This is a genomic window from Nonomuraea sp. NPDC002799 (genome assembly GCF_053592075.1).
This window is the reverse complement of the sequence record NZ_JBSFVA010000019.1, coordinates 1-20,803: the sequence shown is the minus strand read 5'-3', so window position 1 is coordinate 20,803 and position 20,803 is coordinate 1. Positions and strand designations below refer to the sequence as shown.

The 20,803-nt window shown below is 71.0% G+C and carries 20 protein-coding genes; 10 read left to right on the top strand and 10 right to left on the bottom strand.

Annotated elements, in window-relative coordinates:
- Positions 1–23: 23 nt before the first annotated feature.
- Positions 24–3,281: a glucodextranase DOMON-like domain-containing protein gene (locus ACWD0F_RS30175; RefSeq protein WP_449881206.1), complete on the top strand. Its 3,258-nt coding sequence runs from the start codon at positions 24–26 to the stop codon at positions 3,279–3,281.
- Positions 3,282–3,312: 31 nt separating this feature from the next.
- Here the strand turns inward: ACWD0F_RS30175 and ACWD0F_RS30170 are convergent, their stop codons facing one another.
- Both ACWD0F_RS30170 and ACWD0F_RS30165 read right to left on the bottom strand, forming a co-directional pair.
- Complete coding sequence (locus ACWD0F_RS30170; protein WP_449881204.1) at positions 3,313–3,963, bottom strand: hypothetical protein; 651 nt, start codon at positions 3,961–3,963, stop codon at positions 3,313–3,315.
- 38 nt (positions 3,964–4,001) lie between these two features.
- Positions 4,002–7,082 carry a glycosyl hydrolase 115 family protein gene (locus ACWD0F_RS30165; RefSeq protein WP_449881202.1) on the bottom strand — a complete coding sequence of 1,027 codons (3,081 nt, stop codon included), beginning with the start codon at positions 7,080–7,082 and terminating at the stop codon, positions 4,002–4,004.
- Between the two features lie 202 nt (positions 7,083–7,284).
- Here ACWD0F_RS30165 and ACWD0F_RS30160 point away from each other — a divergent pair, with 202 nt between their 5' ends.
- The gene (locus ACWD0F_RS30160; RefSeq protein WP_449881200.1) at positions 7,285–8,469 is read left to right on the top strand and encodes a L,D-transpeptidase; all 1,185 of its coding nucleotides are present in this window, start codon (positions 7,285–7,287) and stop codon (positions 8,467–8,469) included.
- Between the two features lie 161 nt (positions 8,470–8,630).
- Here the strand turns inward: ACWD0F_RS30160 and ACWD0F_RS30155 are convergent, their stop codons facing one another.
- The gene (locus ACWD0F_RS30155; protein WP_449881198.1) at positions 8,631–9,608 is read right to left on the bottom strand and encodes a hypothetical protein; all 978 of its coding nucleotides are present in this window, start codon (positions 9,606–9,608) and stop codon (positions 8,631–8,633) included.
- A 29-nt stretch (positions 9,609–9,637) separates the two neighbouring features.
- Here ACWD0F_RS30155 and ACWD0F_RS30150 point away from each other — a divergent pair, with 29 nt between their 5' ends.
- Together ACWD0F_RS30150 and ACWD0F_RS30145 are read left to right on the top strand one after the other, a co-directional pair.
- A complete protein-coding gene (locus ACWD0F_RS30150) occupies positions 9,638–9,769 on the top strand; it encodes a hypothetical protein (RefSeq protein WP_449881196.1) in 132 nt (43 codons plus the stop codon).
- A gap of 63 nt (positions 9,770–9,832) precedes the next feature.
- The gene (locus ACWD0F_RS30145; protein ID WP_449881194.1) at positions 9,833–10,720 is read left to right on the top strand and encodes a fumarylacetoacetate hydrolase family protein; all 888 of its coding nucleotides are present in this window, start codon (positions 9,833–9,835) and stop codon (positions 10,718–10,720) included.
- On the opposite strand, the gene ACWD0F_RS30140 is transcribed toward ACWD0F_RS30145, so the two are convergent.
- Together ACWD0F_RS30140 and ACWD0F_RS30135 are read right to left on the bottom strand one after the other, a co-directional pair.
- A complete protein-coding gene (locus tag ACWD0F_RS30140) occupies positions 10,697–11,401 on the bottom strand; it encodes a cache domain-containing protein (RefSeq protein ID WP_449881192.1) in 705 nt (234 codons plus the stop codon). The genes ACWD0F_RS30145 and ACWD0F_RS30140 overlap by 24 nt on opposite strands.
- A 25-nt stretch (positions 11,402–11,426) precedes the next feature.
- Positions 11,427–12,158 (bottom strand): FadR/GntR family transcriptional regulator, encoded by a 732-nt coding sequence (locus tag ACWD0F_RS30135; protein WP_449881190.1) that lies wholly within the window; start codon positions 12,156–12,158, stop codon positions 11,427–11,429.
- An 82-nt stretch (positions 12,159–12,240) separates the two neighbouring features.
- On the opposite strand from ACWD0F_RS30135, the gene ACWD0F_RS30130 reads away from it, so the two are divergent.
- The 4 genes from ACWD0F_RS30130 to ACWD0F_RS30115 are packed head-to-tail and all read left to right on the top strand — an operon-like array spanning position 12,241 to position 16,165.
- Entirely contained in the window at positions 12,241–13,326 is a 1,086-nt protein-coding gene (locus ACWD0F_RS30130; RefSeq protein ID WP_449881188.1) for an ABC transporter ATP-binding protein, read from the top strand.
- A 9-nt stretch (positions 13,327–13,335) separates the two neighbouring features.
- The gene (locus ACWD0F_RS30125) at positions 13,336–14,532 is read left to right on the top strand and encodes an ABC transporter substrate-binding protein (RefSeq protein WP_449881186.1); all 1,197 of its coding nucleotides are present in this window, start codon (positions 13,336–13,338) and stop codon (positions 14,530–14,532) included.
- Positions 14,529–15,362, top strand: coding sequence for an ABC transporter permease (locus tag ACWD0F_RS30120; RefSeq protein WP_449881184.1), 834 nt, complete (start codon positions 14,529–14,531; stop codon positions 15,360–15,362). Before ACWD0F_RS30125 ends, ACWD0F_RS30120 begins: the two co-directional genes overlap by 4 nt.
- Positions 15,359–16,165 (top strand): ABC transporter permease, encoded by an 807-nt coding sequence (locus tag ACWD0F_RS30115; RefSeq protein WP_449881182.1) that lies wholly within the window; start codon positions 15,359–15,361, stop codon positions 16,163–16,165. The genes ACWD0F_RS30120 and ACWD0F_RS30115 overlap by 4 nt, the downstream gene beginning before the upstream one ends.
- Before the next feature lie 95 nt (positions 16,166–16,260).
- Here the strand turns inward: ACWD0F_RS30115 and ACWD0F_RS30110 are convergent, their stop codons facing one another.
- The 3 genes from ACWD0F_RS30110 to ACWD0F_RS30100 form a co-directional block, all read right to left on the bottom strand.
- Positions 16,261–16,422, bottom strand: a complete 162-nt coding sequence (locus ACWD0F_RS30110) for a hypothetical protein (RefSeq protein WP_449881180.1) — start codon at positions 16,420–16,422, stop codon at positions 16,261–16,263.
- A 121-nt stretch (positions 16,423–16,543) separates the two neighbouring features.
- A complete protein-coding gene (locus ACWD0F_RS30105) occupies positions 16,544–16,753 on the bottom strand; it encodes a DUF397 domain-containing protein (protein WP_449881178.1) in 210 nt (69 codons plus the stop codon).
- The gene (locus ACWD0F_RS30100) at positions 16,738–17,568 is read right to left on the bottom strand and encodes a helix-turn-helix domain-containing protein (protein ID WP_449881176.1); all 831 of its coding nucleotides are present in this window, start codon (positions 17,566–17,568) and stop codon (positions 16,738–16,740) included. Before ACWD0F_RS30100 ends, ACWD0F_RS30105 begins: the two co-directional genes overlap by 16 nt.
- A gap of 211 nt (positions 17,569–17,779) precedes the next feature.
- On the opposite strand from ACWD0F_RS30100, the gene ACWD0F_RS30095 reads away from it, so the two are divergent.
- The gene (locus ACWD0F_RS30095) at positions 17,780–18,229 is read left to right on the top strand and encodes an ATP-binding protein (protein WP_449881174.1); all 450 of its coding nucleotides are present in this window, start codon (positions 17,780–17,782) and stop codon (positions 18,227–18,229) included.
- Here ACWD0F_RS30095 and ACWD0F_RS30090 read toward each other — a convergent pair.
- Together ACWD0F_RS30090 and ACWD0F_RS30085 are read right to left on the bottom strand one after the other, a co-directional pair.
- Positions 18,113–19,333 carry a sensor histidine kinase gene (locus ACWD0F_RS30090; protein ID WP_449881172.1) on the bottom strand — a complete coding sequence of 407 codons (1,221 nt, stop codon included), beginning with the start codon at positions 19,331–19,333 and terminating at the stop codon, positions 18,113–18,115. The two genes, ACWD0F_RS30095 and ACWD0F_RS30090, sit on opposite strands and share 117 nt — an antisense overlap.
- Entirely contained in the window at positions 19,326–20,009 is a 684-nt protein-coding gene (locus tag ACWD0F_RS30085; protein ID WP_449881170.1) for a response regulator transcription factor, read from the bottom strand. The genes ACWD0F_RS30090 and ACWD0F_RS30085 overlap by 8 nt, the downstream gene beginning before the upstream one ends.
- Positions 20,010–20,095: 86 nt before the next feature.
- Between ACWD0F_RS30085 and ACWD0F_RS30080 the strand changes: the two genes are divergently transcribed.
- On the top strand, positions 20,096–20,686 hold the full coding sequence (locus tag ACWD0F_RS30080) for a M15 family metallopeptidase (RefSeq protein WP_449881168.1): 591 nt from the start codon (positions 20,096–20,098) through the stop codon (positions 20,684–20,686).
- Positions 20,687–20,803: the final 117 nt, after the last annotated feature.

The following is a 20,803-nucleotide window of genomic DNA, read 5'->3' as shown; positions in this document are numbered from 1 at the left end:
GGGGTCGGGAGGGGAGCCCAGGCATGTCCGCGATCCGACGGCTGATCCTTGCCCTGATCGTCGCCGCCGCGCTGGTGGCCGTTCCCTTCGATCCGGTGCAGGCCGCGACCCCCGCGCCCGGGGGCCCCGGCGCGCCGTCGCACTTCGGGCCGGCCCGCAAGGACTGCGTGGGCACGGCGGCCGGCCGCGCCTCCAAGGTCTGGTACACCGTCGCCGGCGGCGTCCTGTCCGACGTCTACGAGCCCACCATCGACAACACGAACGTCGAGACCATGCAGTTCGTGGTGACCGACGGCCGCACGTTCACCGAACTGCAGGCCCGCGACACCACCTACCAGGTGAGCACCGACCGCTCCGGCCTGACCTGCACCATCACCGCCACCAGCAGGAACGGCCGCTACCGGCTGACCACCACCTACCTCACCGACCCCGACAGGGACGCCGTCGTGGTGCGCACCCGGCTCCAGCCGGCCGGCCTGCGGCTGTACGTACGGCTCGACGCGAGCGTGAACGGCAACGGCGGCGGCGGCCGGCCCAACGGCGGCCCGGACAGCGGGCTGGTGGACGGCCCCACCGGCGCGCCGGTGATCAGTGACGAGAACGTCGAGACCTCCGCCCCGGCCCGCGACTACGCGGTGCCCACCCATCTGGCGCTGCGGGCCGAGCGGCGGCTGCCGCAGGCGAGCGTCGGGTACGCGGGCACCCCCAGCGACGGCGCCGCCCAGCTCGACGCCGCCCGCGCCCTCACCCCCTACACCGAGGCCGCCGCCGGCAACGTGGTCGCCACCGCCCGCCTGCCGATCGACGGGCGGGGCGAGGTGACGTTCGCGCTCGGGTTCGGGCGGACCGGCGCCGCCGCGCTGCGGGTCGCGGGCGAGGCCGCCGCCAGGCCGTTCGAGACCACTCGCGCCCGGTACGAGGCCGGCTGGGCCGCCTACGACGCCCGCCTGCGCCGCCCGCCCGGCGCGCACGCGGACCTCTACCGCCTGTCGGCCAACGTGCTGAAGGCCAGCGAGGACAAGACGTTCCCCGGCGCGGTCGTCGCGTCGCTGGCCAGCCCGTGGGGTCAGGCCGTCGGCGCGGGCGAGCTGGTCGGCGGCAAGGCGGTCTACTTCGGGTCCTACCGCGAGGTGTTCGCCCGCGACCTCTACGAGGCGTTCACCGCCTTCCTCGCCGCCCGGGACGTGGCCACGGCCAGGGACACCGCCCGTTTCCTGCTGGAACGCCAGCAACTGCCCGACGGGCGGCTGCCGCGCAACTCCCTGCTGAACGGCGCGCTGGCCCCCGACTCCGGCGGCGACCAGCTCGACGAGACCGCCTACCCGATCCTGATGGCCTACCAGTCCGGGCTCACGGGCGTGTGGGAGCATGTGCGCGCGGCGGCCGACTTCCTGGTCTCGCACGGGCCCGCGTTCGGGGTGGAGCGCTGGGAGGAGCAGTCGGGCCACTCGCCGTCCACGATCGCGGCCGAGATCGCCGGGCTGGTCGCGGCCGGTGAGCTCGCCGCCGGGCAGGGCGACCAGCGCCGGGCCCGGATCTACCGGGCCACGGCCGACCATTTCGCCCGCTCGATCAAGTCGTGGACCGTCACCACGACGGGCCCGTACGCGCCCCGCTACTTCCTGCGCCTGTCCCGCGCGGGCGACCCCGACGCGGCCGTGTCGTACAACCTCGGCAACGGCGGCCCCACCGAGGACCAGCGCCGGGTGGTGGACGCGGGCTTCCTGGAGCTCACCCGGCTCGGCATCCTGCCGGCCGACGACCCCGACGTGCTGGCCAGCCTGCCGGTCATCGACCGCGTGATCGGCCGCTCGACCGCGAGCGGCCAGGGCTGGTACCGCTACGGCTCCGACCCCCCGGGCACCGAGGACGGCTACGGCGACTGCTACGAGCCCGACCCCACGTCCTGCGTCCCGTCCGGCAGGCCCTGGCCCACCGGCAACACCGGCTCGGGCCACGTGTGGCCGGTCCTCGCGGGCGAGCGCGCGGAGCAGGCGCTCCAGACGGGCGACCCCGGCACGGCGGCCGCGCTGCTGACCGCCATGCGCCGCATGTCGTCGGGCACGGGACTGGTCCCGGAGCAGGCGTGGGAGAACCCCGACCTGGCCGCCTCCCCGTACGGCAGCGATCCGGCCACCGCCTCGATCGGGCTGCGCGACGGCGGGCCCGCGGGCTCGGCCTCCCCGCTGACGTGGGCGCAGGCGCAGGTGGTGCGGCTCATCCTCACGCTGGGCGGCACCCGCCCGGTCGAGCAGCCCGACGTCGTACGCCGCCGCTACGCCGCCCGCGGCCTGCCGCAGGCCGCCCCGCTCACCGTCACCGCCCCCGCGGACGGCACGGCGGTCACCGGTACGTCGGTCGAGGTGGCGGGCACCACGGCCCCGGGAGCGCGCGTCGACGTCGCGGCCACGCCGATCGACACCGGCGCCCCCACCCAGGTCGTCTCGGTCCGCGCCGGATCGGACGGCGCCTTCACGGCGTCGGCGCCGGTCTCGTTCGGGGAGGTCGTGCTCACCGTGACGGCCACCGGCGCCGACGGCCGCACCGCGTACGCCCGGCGCACGGTCGTCGGCGACATCGTCGGCGCCACGACCGTGCTGGACGTGGCCGACCCCGAGGGCGACGACGACGGCCCCGGCACCTACGCCTACCCGACCGCCTCTGACTTCCAGCCCGGGGCGTTCGACCTGCGCAGGTTCCAGGTGATCACCGACGCGACCACCGTCTACCTGCGGGCCGAGATCCGCGACCTCACCCCGACCTTCGGCAACCAGCTCGGCGCCCAGCTTCTCGACGTCTACGCGCAGGACCCGGCCGTGGCCACGCGCTCGACCGACCCCGCCTTCCCGCAGCGCAACTACCGCCTGGGTGACGGCTGGTCGCAGCGGGTGGAGGCGCAGGGCTTCGCCGCCCCCGTCTGGGTGACGGCGGCGGGCGCGGCGCAGGCGGGCGCCGCCGTGCGCGCGTCGGGCAGCACCCGCACGATCACGATCGCCCTGCCCAGGGCGGCGTTCGGGACGCCGGGCCCTGGCTGGCGCTTCGCCGTGGTGCTCGCCGGGCAGGACGGCTTCAGCGCCGACCAGGCCAGGGGCTTCGCGGCCACGCCGCAGCCGTACCAGTTCGGCGTCTGCGCCGCCGGCGGCACGGATCCGCTCTGCTCGGCGGATCCCGGCACCGTGCCGAAGGCGCTCGACGTGCTCGTCCCGGCCGGGCAGTCCCAGGCGGACGTGCTCAACCCGCTGCTGGGACCGGTCACCGTTCCGGCGGTGCCCGTTCCGTGACCGGCCGCAGCGTACGTCGCGCGTGGCGGCGTCAGGCGAAGCGTTCGACCGTGACGGGGATCAGGCCCTGCTCGCGGATCGCCTCCCGATGGTGGTGGAGCAGCGCGCCGAGCACGGTGACCGGACCGGCGCCGAGGCGTACGGTCACGTCCACGCACCAGGCGATGCCCGCCCCGATCCGGCGCAGCTCCCAGGTGAAGCCGTGCCCGCCGGCGCTGCCGGTCGCCTTCCCGATCACCCGGGGGTCACCGGTCGGCTCCAGCCGCAGCGCCTCCTGCGCGCCGGCCAGCCCGGCGGCCCCGAGGTCCCCGGCGAACAGGATCCGGTAGCGGCGCGGGCCCGCCGAGGCCCCGAGGTTGAGCGGCGCCGAGGCCGGCAGCGGCTGACGATCGCGGAAGAGGGCGCGCAACTCCGTCTCCTCCGGCAGATCGCCGCCGCCGAGCCGCTCGAACGTCTCGCGTGCCAGCCGCCGGCCGACCGCGTGCACCCGGCGGCGCTGCGTCGCGTCCGACCGGATCAAGCGGCTCACTCCCGGACAGGTGGCCCAGACACCCGTCTCCGATCTCCACTCAGCGCTGTCGATCCCGGCCGCGGTGTAGTCGTCGCACAGGACGAACTCCTCCACCAGAAGGCCCATCGGCGACGCTTCGTCCGCCGCGGCGGAGATCATGTAGTAGTCCACCCGCCCCATGATGACCAGGGCGGATGCCCCGGGCAAGCTCACACGCGGCGGCTCTCCGGCGGGCCGAGATAGCTGGACAGCAGCCCGCCGGTGTCCACCACGATCCGCTGCAGCACGACGGTCGGGTCCACCATCCAGAACTTGAGCACGTGGGTGCCCGGCGTGGTGATCGTGTGCGTGGTCGTGGTCACGTTGACGTTCTCGGAGGTGTTGCGCTCCCATTGCCGGTTCATCGTCGTGTCGTTGGCTCCGGTGACGGCGGTGACGTTCACCGTCTGGGGCGGCTGGTCGTCGATGGAGACGGCGTAGCTGAGCCCGTCGGACGGCAACACGTTGTTCCTGGGCGACAACAGCGCCGACACCTGCACCGGGCCGGTGGTGTACAGCGTCATCGTGTAGTCGAGGCGCGGGCCGCCGCCACCGGGGGTCCGGCGGGCGGATGTCACCGGGAGCGGTGTCACGCCGTCGGTCGTCTTGCCGAGGTCGGGGATCACCCGCCAGGAGCCGACGGCCGCGCTGTAGTGGCCGGCCTCGATCGCGACGTGCCCGCCGGCCTCGACGAAGCCCTTGGGGCGCCCGGCCGGATTGTCGATCACGGCCGTCACGGTCACCTGGGCGCCCGCGCCCGAGACCGTGATGGGCACCTCGGTCCGGCCCTTCGGCGCGCGGGAGAAGTCCACCCGCACGGCGGCCCGCACCTGGTCGGTGACCGTGCCCGACCTCGGGGTCACGGTGACCCAGGGCCGGCCGGCCGTGATCGTGTAGCCGAACGGGGTGGTGCCGCGGTTGAACACCTCGACGTACTGCTGCGGATAGTTCTGGTACGGGCTGAACGCCGGCAACACGGCCGGGCCCGCCGCGTCCGGCCACCACTGGGCGGAGCCGTCGACGGCCACGCCCAGCCCGGCCGCGGCCGGCACCTGGGTGCGGACGAGGTGCGGGTAGAAGGCGTCGGGCAGGGCCACGTTGTCCTTCTCCGGCTGCTGCCAGGGCGCGTTCGGGCCGTAGCGCTCGACGTCGCCATAGCCGATCTTGGGCTGGAGCTGCCAGTCCTTCCACTTGCCGCCGGCCAGCTCGCCGTAGTGGGCGTTGAGCGCCTGGTCCTCCTCGAACCTGGCCTGGGCCTCGTCCGCCTGCGCGTTCGCGGCGGCGCGGCCCTGCCGGGCGTAGAGGCGGTTGGTGAACTGGGCCCGGCGCAGGGCGTACAGGTTGGCGGTGGCCCGCACCTGGTAGTAGACGAGCTGGTAGTAGGCGTCGTCGTACGAGGCCGGTAGCTTTTTACGGATATTTCCGGCTTTGTCGGCTAGCTGCTGCCACTGCGCGACGACCCGGTCCATCTCCCGGTAACTGGTCAGGCTGAACGGCGTGTCCTGGTCGTCGTAGGTCACCTTGGTCGGATCGGCGGGGTCGGTGGTGATGCGGCGGTTCAGCAGCTCGGGCTTGCGGCGGGCCTGGAGCCGGCCGTACTCGTGCAGGACCGAGGCGATCTCGGCGGCCCGCTCGGGCCCGAAGTTCTGCGCCGCGTACGCGCGCTCCCAGTCGTCCAGCTTCTCGATCGGCAGCCGGTCGGGATCCCAGGCGTAGTCGAGGAAGAACTGCAGCGGCAGCTCCTCGTTCTTCATGTCGCCCACGTTGACCACCCAGAGCCGGTCCACGCCGTAGGTGTAGGCGAGGTCGAGCTGCTCCCACGTGTTCGCCAGGTTGACCGTGTCGGCCCACTTGTAGTTGCGGCCGCCGCCGACGTAGTCGAAGTGGTAGTACATCCCGTAGCCGCCCGCCCGCGGCGGCAGCGACTGGTCGGGCAGCTTGCGCAGGTTGCCCCAGTTGTCGTCGCAGAAGACGACCGTCACGTCGTCCGGCGGGCGCAGCCCCTGGTCCCAGTAGCGCTGCACCTCCTTGTACAGGGTCTGCACCTGCGGGATGCTCTCGACGGCCTCGCCGCTCTCCTGCGCCAGGATCTCGCGCTGGCTCGCCAGGATGCTCCGCATCAGCTCGATGCCGTCGCCGTCCGGCAGGCTCACGTCGCCGTTGCCGCGCATGCCCAGCGTGACGACGCCCTCGAAGTCCTGCTCGCGCATGCGCCTGATGCCGTCGGCCCAGTATTTCTTGATGGCCTCGCCGTTGCGGCGGAAGCTCCACTCGCCGGTCCCGCCGTAGGGGTCGTGGCCGGGGGTGACGATCTCGCCCCGGGCATCGCGTACGGCGGCCACGGCGTGCCGGTTCCACTCCTCGATGCCGCGCATCATGGGAGCCTCGTGCGAGGTGCCCATGACCACGCCGTACTGGGTGGCCACCCGGTGGTTGGCCGGGTCGTCCTCGGCGAAGGCCCGGCCCCAGACCGCCGGCCACAGGTAGTTGGCCTTGAGCCGGAGTACGGCCTCGAAGACCTTGGCGTAGAGCTTGCTGTTGAACCCGCCCGGATAGCCCTCGGCCAGCCCAGGGCCGAAGAAGCGGGGGCCCCAGGTGCCCAGGTCGGGGTTCTCGTCGTTGATGAAGAAGCCCCGGTACTTCACCTTCGGCGTGCCCTGGGTGTGGCGGCCGGGCAGCACGTAGAGGGCGTTCTGGTGGCGGGCGGGCACGTCGTCCCACCAGTGCCACGGCGAGACGCCGATCTCCTTGGAGACGTCGTACGCGCCGAAGATCGTGCCCCGCTGGTCGCTGCCCGCGATCACGAACGCGCGCCGCACCCCGGGCACGGGGTTCTGCACCACCTGCTCCAGCGAGGTCTCCCACTTGCCCGCGATGCCCGACACGTCGAGCTTGCCGGCGCTGATCAGGCCGTCGATGAGCGGGCTGCGGCCGATGGTGCCGACCAGCACCACGTCGTCCTGCCGGGGGATCACGTCCCGCGAGACCACGGGCCGCACGCCGGTGACGCGTTCGACGTCGGCCCGCAGGTCGTCCACCACACGGACGACGCCGGCGTGGTCGCCCGCATTGACCACGATCGGCGCCGCCCGGCCGGCGGCCACGAGGGGGAACCGCCCCGGGCCGCCGGAGCTGGAGACGTACGTGCCGGGCCCGGGGGCCTTGCCGCTCTGGGCGACGGCCGGTGGGGAGACGGTGGTCGCGGCGGCCAGCACCGCGACGGAGAGCAGGAGCCTGGCGATCCTCGGCATGGCAGGTCCTCGGGCCTATGAAACTTTCGGAATGGGGGGGAAAATTTCGGTGCGGAGATCAAGCGGATGTTAAACCGCGCGCACCGGCCGGTCAATGCGCCGCGCGCATGGGCGTGCCCAATGGGGGCAGAAGCCCTGCGAATCTTTGACACGCGGTCTACTGTGAAATGTGCCTAAGTGTCAGGCGCGGGAGGCGTCGAGGATGCGGAACGCCCGGACCAGCACGACAGTCGCCGGCCTCGTCATGGCCGGGCTCCTGGCAGCCGGATGCAGCTCGGGCGGTGGCGGCGGCTCGGCGGCGCCGGGTGCGCCGCAGCAGGGCCCGGTCGCCAAGTTGTCGATCACCCCCGCCAACGGGACGAAGAAGGTGCCCCCGGACACCGGGATCAGCGTCAAGGCCAGCGACGGCAAGGTCACCCGGGTCGCGGTCGCCGACGCCAAGGGCCGCCAGGTGAGCGGCGGTGTGGCCGCCGACGGGACGTGGCGTCCCCGGTGGCCGCTGCGGCCCTCGACGGCGTACACGGTGAGCGCCCAGGCGACCGGCACGGACGGCAAGCCCGTCGCGGGGAACGCGACGTTCACCACGCTCAAGCCGAAGCGGGTGCTGAGCAGCGGCATGTCGCCGCTGAACGGGGAGAAGGTCGGCGTCGGGATGCCCGTCCAGCTCCTGCTCTCCCAGCCCGTGCCGGCCAAGCGCGACCGGGCCGTGGTTGAGCGGTCGCTGGTCGTGCGGATGTCCCAGCCGGTCGAGGGCGCCTGGAGCTGGGTGAGCGACCGGGAGGTGCAGTTCAGGCCGCGTGAATACTGGCCGCCGGGGGAGAAGGTCACGGTCGTCGCGCACCTGGCGGGCCTGCGCGCCGGGCAGAACCTGTGGGGCACCAAGGACCGCAGCCTGTCCTTCACCGTCGGCCCCGAGCACATCACCAAGGTCAGCGGCGCGAGCCACCAGGCGGTCGTGCGCGCGGACGGCGAGGTCGTCAAGACCATCCCGGTCAGCCTGGGCAAGCCCGGCGACGACAGCTACTCCGGCGTCATGATCGCCCAGGAGAAGGCCGCGGACATCGTCATGGACTCGGCGACCATCGGCGAGCCCGGTGAATACCGCATCCGCACCAAGTGGAACGTCAGGATGACCTACAGCGGCACCTTCTTCCACGCCGCGCCCTGGTCGACCAGCGCGCAGGGCAGCCGCAACGTCAGCCACGGCTGCGTGAACGCCAGCCCCGACAACGCCCGCTGGTTCTACGAGTTCACCCAGCGGGGCGACATCATCGAGGTCACCGGCACCTCCAGGAAGCTCCCGTTCGGCAGCGGGCCCACGCCGTGGGCGAAGTCGTGGGAGGACTGGCTGGCCGGCAGCGCGCTGGGCAAGCCGATCAACGGGTGAGCCGCCTCGCGTCCAACGGCGCGCCCCAGCGGCGCGCCGGGGAAGGAGCGGTGGTCTCCCATGCCCCTTGACGGATCGGGACGCGGGCTCGTCCGGCTGCCCGCCGTCCTGTTATGGCTGCTGGTGTTCCTGCTGAACGTGCACGAGTTCCTGCTGGCCTTCTAGCTCTGGCTGGGGCAGCCCGCCAGGCCGGGCACCGGCCGGGCGGCACGGACGTGCTCCTGCGAGATGTAGCCCCAGCCCCGGCCGATCAGCCTCTCGTCGGCCACCGTGCGGTACCAGTAGACCTCCCCCTGCCTGACCACGCAGAGGAGCACGTTGCGCGGCCCGCTCGGGCGCAGCCATCCGACCTGTGCCGTCGCGGTGCTCGGGCCCTGGTACACCGGCGCCCTGGAGGTCTCGCAGACGTAGCCCTCCCAATAGGTCATCTCCAGCTCCGGATCCTGGACCGGCGCCGACTTGATGTAGCGCCCCGGGTTGTCCTTCAGGCACACCCCTTCGCCCAAGCCGGCGGTCTTGGCCGGAGCGGCCGCGCCGGTGGTCGCGGGCGTGACGGCCGCGCCGGGGGCTTTCGGGAGGAGGATGAGACCGGCGGTCACGATGACCGCGGTGCCCGAGGTGATCCCCACCAGCACCCGCTCGCGGGCCCACCGCGACGGACCGGCCACCAGCAACGACGCGTGGGCCACGAGCAGCACCGCCACCACGGCCCACGCCCACGGGTTGCCGGTGTTGCTGGTCGCCAGGTTGACGGCCACGCCGGTCACGGCGGGCAGGAGCACGCTGGCCGCGATCTTCAGCGCCCGCCCGCCCGGGGGTTTCCCGCCCGCCAGCACCCGGTCCCAGGCCGCCCGCCACCGGGCCTGCTCCGCGGCGATCTCCTTCTCGGAGCGGTCGCGCAGCAGCAGGCAGGCACGCACGATCAGCTCGGCGGCCCGGCGGTCGGGCACCGCCTGCCGCCGCTCGCCCAGCACCTCGTGGATCTTCGCGGCGGTGAGCCCCGGCACCGCCAGGGCCAGCTCCGCGTCGTCGCGGGCCCCGGACCAGATCCGCAACGTCCGCAGGTGCGCCACATAGTCGTCCCAGGTCCTGACGTCGTCCGGACGAGGGGGGAAAAGAAGCGCGCCGTCCTGGGTCACTGGTCACCTGTCAAGGAAGTCGTCACACCATGTACGCGCACGATTACAGCAGGCGAACGCGCGGCTCGCCACCTGATTTCGACGAGAGCCAGATCATCGGAGGTGTGCTCGTCCGGACCAGGTTGATCCTGGTCCGCAACCCCGGCAAACTCCTCAGGTGACGGCATAGGGGAAACTTTCATCGGATGACACGCGCCCCTCGTCTGAAGGAGCTAGGAGCAGGCATGCAGATCGTACGGTTCACCAGCCCCCTGACCGGTGCGGACGCGGTCGGAATCGACGACGGCGAGCAGGTGACGGAGCTGACCGGGATCACCACCGTGGGCGAGCTGCTCCGGCTGCCCGCCGCCGAGCTGCGCGAGCGGTGCGCGGCGGCGGACGGCGCCCGCCACCCGTCGGGGAGCGTGCGCCCGCTGGCCCCGGTGGACGGGCGGATGGAGGTGTGGGCGGCCGGTGTCACCTACCGCCGCTCCCGCGAGGCCCGGGTGATCGAGAGCGAGCGGGCCGCCGACGTCTACGAGCTCGTCTACGACGCCGAGCGCCCCGAGTTGTTCTTCAAGTCGGTGGCGTGGAAGGTCACCGGGGACGGCGGGCGCGTCGCGGTGCGCGCGGACTCGGAGATCGACGTGCCGGAGCCCGAGCTGGGGCTGGTGCTGAACGCCTCAGGCGAGATCGTCGGCTACACCGTGGTCGACGACGTGAGCTCGCGCACCATCGAGGGCGTCAACCCGCTCTACCTGCCGCAGGCCAAGATCTATCTGGGCGCGTGCGCGGTGGGGCCGGCGATCCGGCCGGCCTGGGAGGTCGCCGACCCGTACGCGCTGGACATCGCGCTCACCATCGCCAGGGCGGGCGAGACGGTGTGGGACGGCAAGGCGTCCACGTCGGGGCTGCACCGGCGGCTGGACGAGCTGGCCGGCTACCTGTTCAGGGCCGACGCCTTCCCCGACGGCGCGGTGCTGGCCACCGGCACCAGCCTGGTCCCCGACCTGCCGTTCACGCTCCGGGACGGGGACACGGTGACGATCACCATCGCGGAGATCGGCACCCTGACGACCACCGTCGTCAAGGGCCTGGCCGCCATGCGGTCAGCGGGCCTCGGCGACCAGTGACAGGGGCAGGTCGCCGCAGGGACGCACCGCGAAGCCCGTCTCGCCGCGGAAGAGGGAGCCGCCGAGCCACTTGGCCGTGTTCGACGCCACGATGCGCCCGGCCGCGTTGATGACGAACGCCGGCGCGGGGATGCCGCGCAGCGCCGGCACGACCGCGCCCTCGAACCGCCGCACGAGCACGTCGGCCGCCGCCACCCCGATGAACCCGCCCTCGACCGTCACCGGGACCGCCAGGGTGAGGCTGTACTCGTCGGTGCACAGATAGTCCACGTACGGCCCGCAGACCGTGCGCTCGGCGCCCTCTTGCGGCCCGGTGTACCAGCCCCAGTGCGTGTAGTCGTAGAACGCGCTGCTGGCCGGGTCGAGATCGCGCAGCAACTGGACGGGGCCGCCGGGCGGGTCGTCCTGCCACCACTCCAGATACCACGGCGCGTCGGCCAGCAGCCCGGGGGCGGCGATGAACCCGATGCCCGCGACGAGGCCGCCGAGATGGCCGAACAACGCGGGCCGCAGCGCCGCGAGATCGGCCGTGGCCAGCGTGCGGCGGCCGGCGGCGAGGGCGGCGGTGCGGTCGCGGACGTCGTACAGCAGGGTGAAGACGCTTTCCAGGGCGTCGCGGATCCGCGTGACGGCCAGGTCCGCGGCCTCCTGCCCGGACGTGAGGCTGCCGGACTGGGGCATCGTCCACCTCCGATCCGCGCCGCGGTCAGGGGTCCGTCAGCCCCAGCCGCAGCTCGATCAGCCGTCCCATCGCATCGAGCACATGCCGCTCGGCCAGGTCGCGCGCCTGCTCGGGGTCACCGCGGACGATGGCCTCGGCGATGGCGCGGTGCTGAGCCGTCGCCTCATCGTGCCTGCCCGGCTCGTCGGAAGGAAGCCACAACAGCGGCCCGATGTCGGCCTGTAACCGGATCTCCTCCTGAGTGAGTCGTGCCGACTGCGACGCGGCGGCGACCTCGACGTGGAAGCGGCCGTCCAGCCGGCGGCGGGCCGCCGTCGAGCCGGCGCGGGCCATGTCGTCCAGCGACCGCCACAGCGGCGCGACGTCGCCCGGCAGTGCCCGCCGCGCCGCCAGCCGGGCCGCGGCCCCCGCGACGGCCGCGTAGTGGTCGCCCAGGTCCCGCAGCTCGTCCACGGTGAACGCGCGCAGCCGCCCGCCGATCTCCGGCGGCTCCTGGGGCGTGCGGACGAAGCTGCCGCCGCCCCGGCCGCGCCGCGTCTCGACCAGGCCGCGCTGGCGCAGGGCCATGAGCGCCTCCCGCAGCGTGACCGTGGAGACGCCGAGCAGCGCGGCCAGCTCGGCCTCGCTGGGCAGTTGCTCCCCGTCGGCCAGCAGCCCCAGGGCGATGGCGTCGGCCAGGCGGCGCACCACGGCGTCCACCAGGCCCCTGCCGCCGACAGGCGCGAACACGGCCAGGTGGGACCCACTCGCCACCATCGCGCCCCACCTCTCCCCGTTAACGACATTGATACAGGAACCACTCTTGTCGTGAAACATTTGAAATCATATGTTTTCGGTTATGTCAGAGAGCGCGGCGGCCGTCGGGTTACGCGGGCTGCGTAAGGAGTTCGGGCCGGTCAAGGCCGTGGACGGCGTCGACCTCGACGTACGCGACGGTGAGTTCTTCGCCATGCTGGGGCCGTCGGGCTCGGGCAAGACCACGGTGCTGCGCATGATCGCCGGATTCGAGACCCCGACCGGGGGCCGCGTCGAGCTGGACGGCAGGGACGTGACGCGCCTGGCCCCGTTCGAGCGTGACGTCAACACCGTCTTCCAGGACTACGCGCTGTTCCCGCACATGAACGTGCTCGCCAACGTGGAGTACGGCCTGCGCGTCAAACGGGTCGGCCGGGCCGAGCGGCGGGATCGGGCGCTGGCCGCGCTGCGCTCGGTCCGGCTGGAGGGCTTCGGGAGCAGGCGCCCCGGGCAGCTCTCGGGCGGTCAGCGGCAGCGGGTGGCGCTGGCCCGCGCCCTGGTCAACCGGCCGCGGGTGCTGCTGCTCGACGAGCCGCTCGGCGCGCTCGACCTGAAGCTGCGCGAGGAGATGCAGGTCGAGCTCAAGGAGTTGCAGCGTGAGGTCGGCATCACGTTCCTGTTCGTCACGCACGACCAGGAGGAGGCGCTGACGATGAGCGATCGCGTCGCGGTCTTCGACCGGGGCCGGATCGAGCAGGTCGGCACGCCCGCCGAGGTGTACGAACGCCCCGCGACCGCGTTCGTGGCCGGCTTCGTCGGCACGTCCAACCTCATCGCCGGGACCGCCGCCGAGAAGATCCTCGGCCGGGCCGGCACCTTCAGCGTCCGGCCCGAGAAGCTGCGCGTGCTGCTCGACGACGCCGACGGCTCCCGCGACGGCGACGGTTTCGGCTCTCGCGACGGCTCCGGGGGCGGTGCGCAGGGCGAGCACGCCGCCACCGGGACGGTCGCGGAGGTCGTGTACGCGGGCGCGGCCACCAGGTTCGTCGTCGACCTCGACGCCGGCGGGCGGCTGATCGCCCTCCAGCAGAACCTCCAGGTCTCCTCCATGGACGTGTTGCGGCTCAGAGGCGCCCGCGTCCGGCTGGTGTGGCAGCGGCGGCACGAGTTCGAGATCACCACTGGCTAAGGAGAGCACATGCGACCGAGCTCAGCGATCACGGCGGCGGCCCTCGCGCTCGTCACCGCCTGCGGCGGCGGCGCCACCACGGGCGGCGCGCCCCCGCCGGGCCAGAGCGGCTTCACCCCACCCAAGATCGACGCCCTCCAGAGCCTCGGCACGGGGGAGGGCGAGGTCAACCTCGTCGCCTGGGCCGGATACGTCGAGGACGGGAGCAACGATCCCAAGGTCGACTGGGTCACCCCGTTCGAGCAGGAGACCGGCTGCCAGGTGAACACCAAGGTGGCCGGCACCTCCGACGAGATGGTCAACCTCATGCGGACCGGCCAGTACGACGCGGTCTCGGCCTCCGGCGACGCCTCCCTGCGCCTGATCGCGGCGGGCACGGTCGCGCCGGTCAACACGAGCCTGATCCCCAACTACACCGACGTGTTCGACGGCCTGAAGAGCAAGCCGTGGAACTCGGTGAACGGCGTCAGCTACGGCGTCCCCCACGGCCGCGGCGCCAACCTGCTGATGTGGCGCACCGACACCGTCAAGCCCGCCCCCGACTCGTGGAGCGTGGTCTTCGACCCGGCCTCGCCGTACAAGGGCAAGGTCACGGCCTACGACTCGCCCATCTACCTCGCCGACGCCGCGGTCTACCTGATGGCGACCAAGCCGGAGCTCGGCATCAAGAATCCGTACGCGCTGGACGACAAGCAGTTCCAGGCCGCCGTCGACCTGCTCAAGCAGCAGAAGCAGATCATCGGCGAGTACTGGTCGGACTACACCAAGGAGATCCAGTCCTTCAAGAGCGGCGACTCGGTCGTCGGCACCACCTGGCAGGTCATCGTCAACGTGGCGCTGGGGGAGAAGGCGCCGGTGCAGGCCACGCTGCCGAAGGAAGGCGCGACGGGCTGGTCGGACACCTGGATGGTGGCGGCCAAGGCGGCGCATCCGAACTGCGCGTACAAGTGGCTCGACTGGATCATCTCGCCGACGGCGAACGCCCAGGTGGCGGAGTACTTCGGTGAGGCCCCGTCGAACGCCAAGGCGTGCGCGGAGACCGCCGACCCCAAGCACTGCGACACCTTCCACGCCACCGACGAGGCGTACTACTCCAAGGTCTTCTACTGGACCACGCCCATCGCCCAGTGTCTCGACGGCCGCACGAACGTGACGTGCAAGGACTACGCCGCGTGGACCCGGGCCTGGACGGAGATCAAGGGGTGAGACGGGCTCTGGCCGCCTTCCTGCACCGCAGGGCGGGGGTACGGCTCTCCCTGCTGCTGTCGGCGCCCCTGCTCTGGCTCGGCCTGGCCTACCTGGGGGCGCTGGCGGCGCTCTTCGTCACCGCCTTCTACACCACCGACACCTTCACCGGCGAGCTCGTCACCACCTTGACCTGGCAGAACTTCCAGGACCTGGCGACGATGGAGGTCTACCGCACGATCGCGCTGCGCTCGATCGGCGTGGCGGTCGCGGTGACGCTGATCGACCTGGTGGTGGCCTTCCCGATGGCGTTCGCGATGGCCAAGCTGGCCTCGCCGCGCGGCCGGCGCTGGCTGGTGATCGCGGTGCTGACGCCGCTGTGGGCCAGCTACCTGGTCAAGGCGTACGCGTGGCGGGTCATGTTGTCGTCGGGCGGGCTGCTGGGCTGGGGGTTCGGGGTGTGGGCGACGATCCTGACACTGTCCTACCTGTGGCTGCCCTACATGATCCTGCCGATCTACGCGGGGCTCGAACGGCTGCCGAACTCGCTGCTGGAGGCCGCGGGCGACCTCGGGGCGCGGGCGGGGCGGGTGTTCAGGACGGTCGTGTGGCCGCTGGCGTTCCCGGCGGTGGTGGCGGGGTCGATCTTCACGTTCTCGTTGTCGCTGGGCGACTACATCGCGGTCAAGATCGTCGGCGGGCGGAGCCAGCTCATCGGCAACGTCGTCTACGACAACATCGGGGCGGCCGGCAACCTGCCGTTCGCGGCGGCGGTGGCGACCGTGCCCGTCGTGATCATGCTGCTGTACCTCGCGGCGGTGCGCCGTACCGGAGCCCTGGAGAACCTGTGAACCTGTCGCGCACGGCCCGGCTGCTGTTCCGCCTCGCGCTCGCGGCGGGACTGGGCGTGATCTACGTGCCGCTCGTCGTGGTGCTGCTCAACTCCTTCAACGCCGACCGCACCTTCGGCTGGCCACCCCCGGGGCTGACCACGCGCTGGTGGGGCGCGGCGTGGAACTCGTCGGGGGTGCGCGAGGCCCTGTGGACGTCGGTCCAGGCCGGGCTGGGGGCCACGGTCATCGCGCTCGTGCTCGGCACGATGGCGGCCTTCGCGGTCTCGCGCTACCGCTTCTTCGGGCGCGACACGGTCTCCCTGGTGATCATCCTGCCCATCGCGCTGCCCGGCATCGTGACCGGGATCGCGCTCAACAACGCCTTCCGGGCGGCCCTGGAGCCGTTCGGGGTCGGGCTCGGGCTGTTCACGGTGGTGGTCGGGCACGCCACGTTCTGCGTGGTGACCGTCTACAACAACGTGCTGGCCCGGCTGCGGCGCATGGGCGGCTCGCTGGAGGAGGCCTCGGCCGACCTCGGGGCGGACCCGTTCACCACGTTCCGGCTGGTGACGTTCCCGATGATGCGGTCGGCGCTGCTGGCGGGCGGGCTGCTGGCGTTCGCGTTGTCGTTCGACGAGATCATCGTGACGACCTTCACGGCGGGGGCCGGCGTGCGGACCCTGCCGATCTGGATCTTCGAGAACCTCTTCCGGCCCAACCAGGCGCCGGTGGTCAACGTGGTGGCGGCGGCGCTGATCCTGGCCTCGGTGGTGCCCATCTACCTGGCCCAGCGGCTGTCGTCGGACGTGGGCGCACACTGACCCGGGGGCCGTCCCCGAGGCGTAGTGCCCGCATCAGGGTGACACCATCCGTCCCCCCACCCCCCAGGAAGTGTCACGTGCTCCGTCGCTACCGTTTAGGCGTTCCCGCCTTCTTTGTCACAGCCGTCTACCTTGCCGCACTGGCCGTCGGCGTCGTGGTCGCGCCGGCCGCTGGCCGGGCCGCCGCCGGAGCAGGACCGGGCCACGCGGCGGTTGCGCGTGGCGTTGTACGTCGCGGCGGCGGTGACCCTGCTCAACCCCTTCCTGCTGGCCGGCCCGTTCCGCCCACGACCTCGCCGCTCCCCGAACCGTCCCGGCCCCCTCCATGCTTCCGGTCCCTGCCGGCCATCTCGACCGGCAGGGACCTTTCTGGGGACGTCAGAACTCGTCGTTCAGGACGCCGCGCTTGAAGGCGTCCCACTCGCTCGCGGTGAACACCAGGACGGGTCCCTCCGGGTCCTTGCTGTCCCTGACCGCGCGGCGGCCCTTGGTCAGCTCAGCTACGGCGACGCAGTCATTGCTGTCGCCGGAGAACGATGACGTCGTGAAGGTGGCCGCCTTGATTTCCTTGCTCAGTCCCAGTTCCATGCTTGCCCCAACCTTTCTTCTATCCTTCTCAGCGAACGGCTCGCTGGAAGCGCCTCGTCTCGCGCGGTCTCGTATCTAAGCCTTAGAAGTTCGACGTCTGCGGGGTCCTCACAGAGCTGGCCGCGTAGGGGGGAGTCCACGTAGGCGGCATCAGGCAGGCCGTTCGCCTGCGCGATCGTCCATCCGCCGGGCAATCCGGACGTTGACATGGCACTGTACGGAATTATCTGGATCGTGGCCCAAGGGCGCTGGCCTATCTCCACGAGGTGTTCAAGCTGCGAGCGGGTAATTTCTACACTTCCAATCGGACGGTACAGGATACTTTCGTCCAAAATTGCCCACAGTCGTGGCGGATTCTCGACGCGAAAAATCTTTTGCCGATCCATCCGCGCCTTAACGGCTTCGCACACCTGCCCTTCGGTAACGCCCGGCTTCCCCCGGATGATCGCCTCCGCGTAGCCGGGGATCTGGAGCAGACCAGGAACGAACGTGGACTGCCACGTCCGTAGTTTGCTGGCACGCTGTTCGACGGCCAGCCACGGGACGAAAGACTTGAAGAGCGACGCGCGCCTGCCCACAGGCAGTCTCTCGACGAGTTGGCCGGGCTCCAGGCCCATGACCTCCTCCAATCGGCTGGCCATCGCTTCGCTGACGCTTCTGGTGCCCTTTTCGTACGCGCCGACGCTGGGTCGCGAAACATTGACCTTCGCAGCGAGTTGTTCGAGCGTCAGCCCCGCTTCCTTGCGGCGTTTGCGCAATTCGTAGCCAAATGCCGCTTCTGGACTTGCGGTCGGATCAATCTCCTTTTCATTCACAGGTCCCCCTCCGACGGAATGGCACAGGCAAACACGCGAGTGCACATTGGAAATGTAACGAACGAGCCTTTGTAGCTTCCACCGAATCTACCTGGCGGATGGCACTGTTAACAATGGCACATGCGGATAGTCAAATGTGACGCTCCGCGTGAGGCGATTCGTGTGCCATCCGAATGCATTACAAGCGCGACAAGTAAGGTCGGGTGATCGCATGTCAGCGGAAATCGGATCACTGGCGATGCCGGGCGTAGTCGCATGGAGAAGTACGGTGCTGCCGCGCAGCGGCAAGACGCCAGGGCAGGCGCGACAAGCGATCAAGCTCTGGCTGGCCGATGAGCACGCGACCGTCAGGTCCGACGCCCTGCTGGTGATCTCTGAACTGGTGACCAACGTGATCCAGCATGTCCCGGGTGGGCCACGACGCGATTGGGTGAACGTGCGCGTGGGCCTGGGCCATGACTTCTTGCGCCTGGCGGTGATCGATCCCGGCAACTCCAGCCAAGCGCCTGCCTTCGTCCCGCTCCAGGCCGATGCGACAGCGGAATCAGGCCGGGGCCTCGCCATCGTGGCGGGCCTGGCCGTTCGTTGCGGCACGGAGGTCATCGAACGCGGCCGTCGCCTTGTATGGGCCGATCTGGTGAACGGCGACGCCGGAGAATGATGGCAATTCCGGGCTATCTGTCTGTGGGGGTGGTGCGGCGGGTAGTTCGACGGTGATGCGGAGCCCTCCGGCAGGGCGGGGGGTGATGGTGAGTCTTCCGTCGTGTGCCTGGGCGATGCTTTTGACGATGGCCAGGCCGAGGCCGACGCCCGCATGGTCGTCGCGTACACGTTCGGTGCCGCGTTGGAAGGGCTCGGTGAGGGTGGGGACCAGCCGTGGTGAGAGCTTCTTGCCGGTGTTCTCGACAGTGAGCACGACGGACCCGGGGTGAACGGTGGTGCTCACCCAGACCGCCCCCTGGGCGGGCAGGTTGTGCACGATCGCGTTGTGCACGAGGTTCGTGGTCATCTGCAGCAGGAGCGCCGGCGATCCGATGATCAGGGCGATGTCGCCGGAGGTCTCCAGGGCGATCCCACGTCGCTCGGCGAGGGGGAGCAACGTTTCGGTGGCTTCTTCCACGACCAGGGACAGGTCGACATACCCGCGGGTGAAGGACCTCTGGTCGGCGCGGCTGAGCAGGAGCAGCGCCTCGGTGAGGTCGATCGCCCGGGTGTTGACGGCGTAGAGGCGTTCGACGAGTTCGCCGGTGTCCCGGTTCGGATCGTTGCGGGCCACGTCGAGCAGTGTCTGCGAGATCGCCAGCGGGGTACGTAACTCGTGCGAGGCGTTGGCCGCGAATCTCTGCTGTTCGGCGACGTGGGCTTCGAGCCGGGTGAGCATCGTGTCGAAGACGTCGGCGAGTTCGCGGAACTCGTCTTCGCGGCCTTCCAGCCGGATCCGGTGGGAGAGCGATCCGTTCGCGGCCATCCGGGTGGCCTGGGTGATGCGCGTCAGGGGCGCGAGCATGCTGCCGGCGAGGATCCATCCTCCCAGGAGGCCGAACATCAGCAGGAAGGCCAGCACTGCGGCCGCCGCCGGGAGGAAGGCGCGCAGGAGGTCGGAGCGGTTGGGGATGAACCTGCGGGTGGAGAGCACACCGTCGGGCACGTAACGCAGCAGGAACACCCACACGACCGCGAGCAGCAGGGCGCCTGCGAGCATGACGAACCCCGCGTAGCTGAGGGTGAGTTTGAGGCGGACGCTCAAGCCGGGCGCCCTATCCACGGTCATCGCCTTCACGTCCGGTGCCGATGCGATACCCGACGCCGGGCACCGTGGCGATGAGCCAGGGTTCGCCGAGCCGTTTGCGCAGTGCCGAGACCGTGATGCGCACGGCGTTGGTGAGCGGGTCCGCGTTCTCGTCCCAGGCCCGTTCCAGCAGTTCTTCGGCGCTGACGACACCGCCTTCGGCGGCGACGAGAACTTCGAGCACGGCGAACTGCTTCCTGGTCAGCGCGACGTAGCGGCCGTCACGGAAGACCTCGCGGCGGAACGGGTTCAGCCGCAGACCCGCGATCTCCCGCACCGGCGGCCTGTTGTGGGCGCGCCTGCGATCGAGTGCTCTGAGCCTGAGCACGAGTTCCTGGAGTTCGAACGGCTTCGTGAGGTAGTCGTCGGCGCCGAGCTCGAACCCGGAGGCCTTGTCGTTGAGCCGGTCGGCAGCGGTGAGCATGAGGATCGGCATGCCGCTGCCGGAGGCGACGATGCCTTCGGCGATCTCGTCGCCGGAGGGGCCGGGGATGTCGCGGTCGAGGACGGCGATGTCGTAGGCGTTGACGCTCAGCAGTTGCAGAGCGGTGTCACCGTCACCGGCGATGTCTGCCGCTATCGCTGCCAGGCGCAGCCCATCGCGGATGGCTTCTGCCAGATACGGCTCGTCCTCGACGATCAGCACACGCATGCTTCGACGCTACGAGCCGGAGCATATCGTCGGCATATCGAAAACCTCATACGGGCCGGCAACACGCCGCTGCCTTCACTGGAGGCATGACTCACCGGGCACCAGCACGAGCAGCGACCCGCCGGACTCCCCGGCTCGCGATCGTCGCCCTGGCGGTCGTCATCACGGCGTTCATCGCAGCCGTCGGCTATCAGTCGGTATCGGCTGTGTTACCCAGCAACGCCGGCGAGGCTGACGGCGCCGTCCCCGACGGCGTGACGGTCTTCGATGAAGATATTCCGGCTGTGGCCAACCTGGATCCCGATTTGCTCAAGGCCCTCCGCCGAGCCGCGGCGGATGCCGCGGACGACGGCGTCCAGTTCCAGGTCAACAGCGGATGGCGGTCACCGGAGTATCAGGAGCGGTTGCGCCGCGAAGCGATCGCCGAGTACGGCTCCGAAGCCGAGGCCGCGCGATGGGTGGCCACCGCGGAGACCTCCCGTCACGTCTCGGGAGAAGCGATCGACATCGGACTCCTCGATGCCACGGCGTGGCTGTCCGAGCACGGCGCCGATTACGGGCTGTGCCAGATCTACGGCAACGAACCTTGGCACTACGAACTGCGCCCCGAAGCTGTCGACCACGGCTGCCCGCCCCCGTACGCCGATCCCACGCACGACCCGAGAATGCAGCAGTGACCAGGCGCCCAATTCGGGGAGGTGGCAGAATGTGACCATGCGGCCACCCCGAGCGAGATCCTTCAACACCGCCGGCCCCTGCGGCCCGCAGCACCACTACATGCTGCCCCCCACACG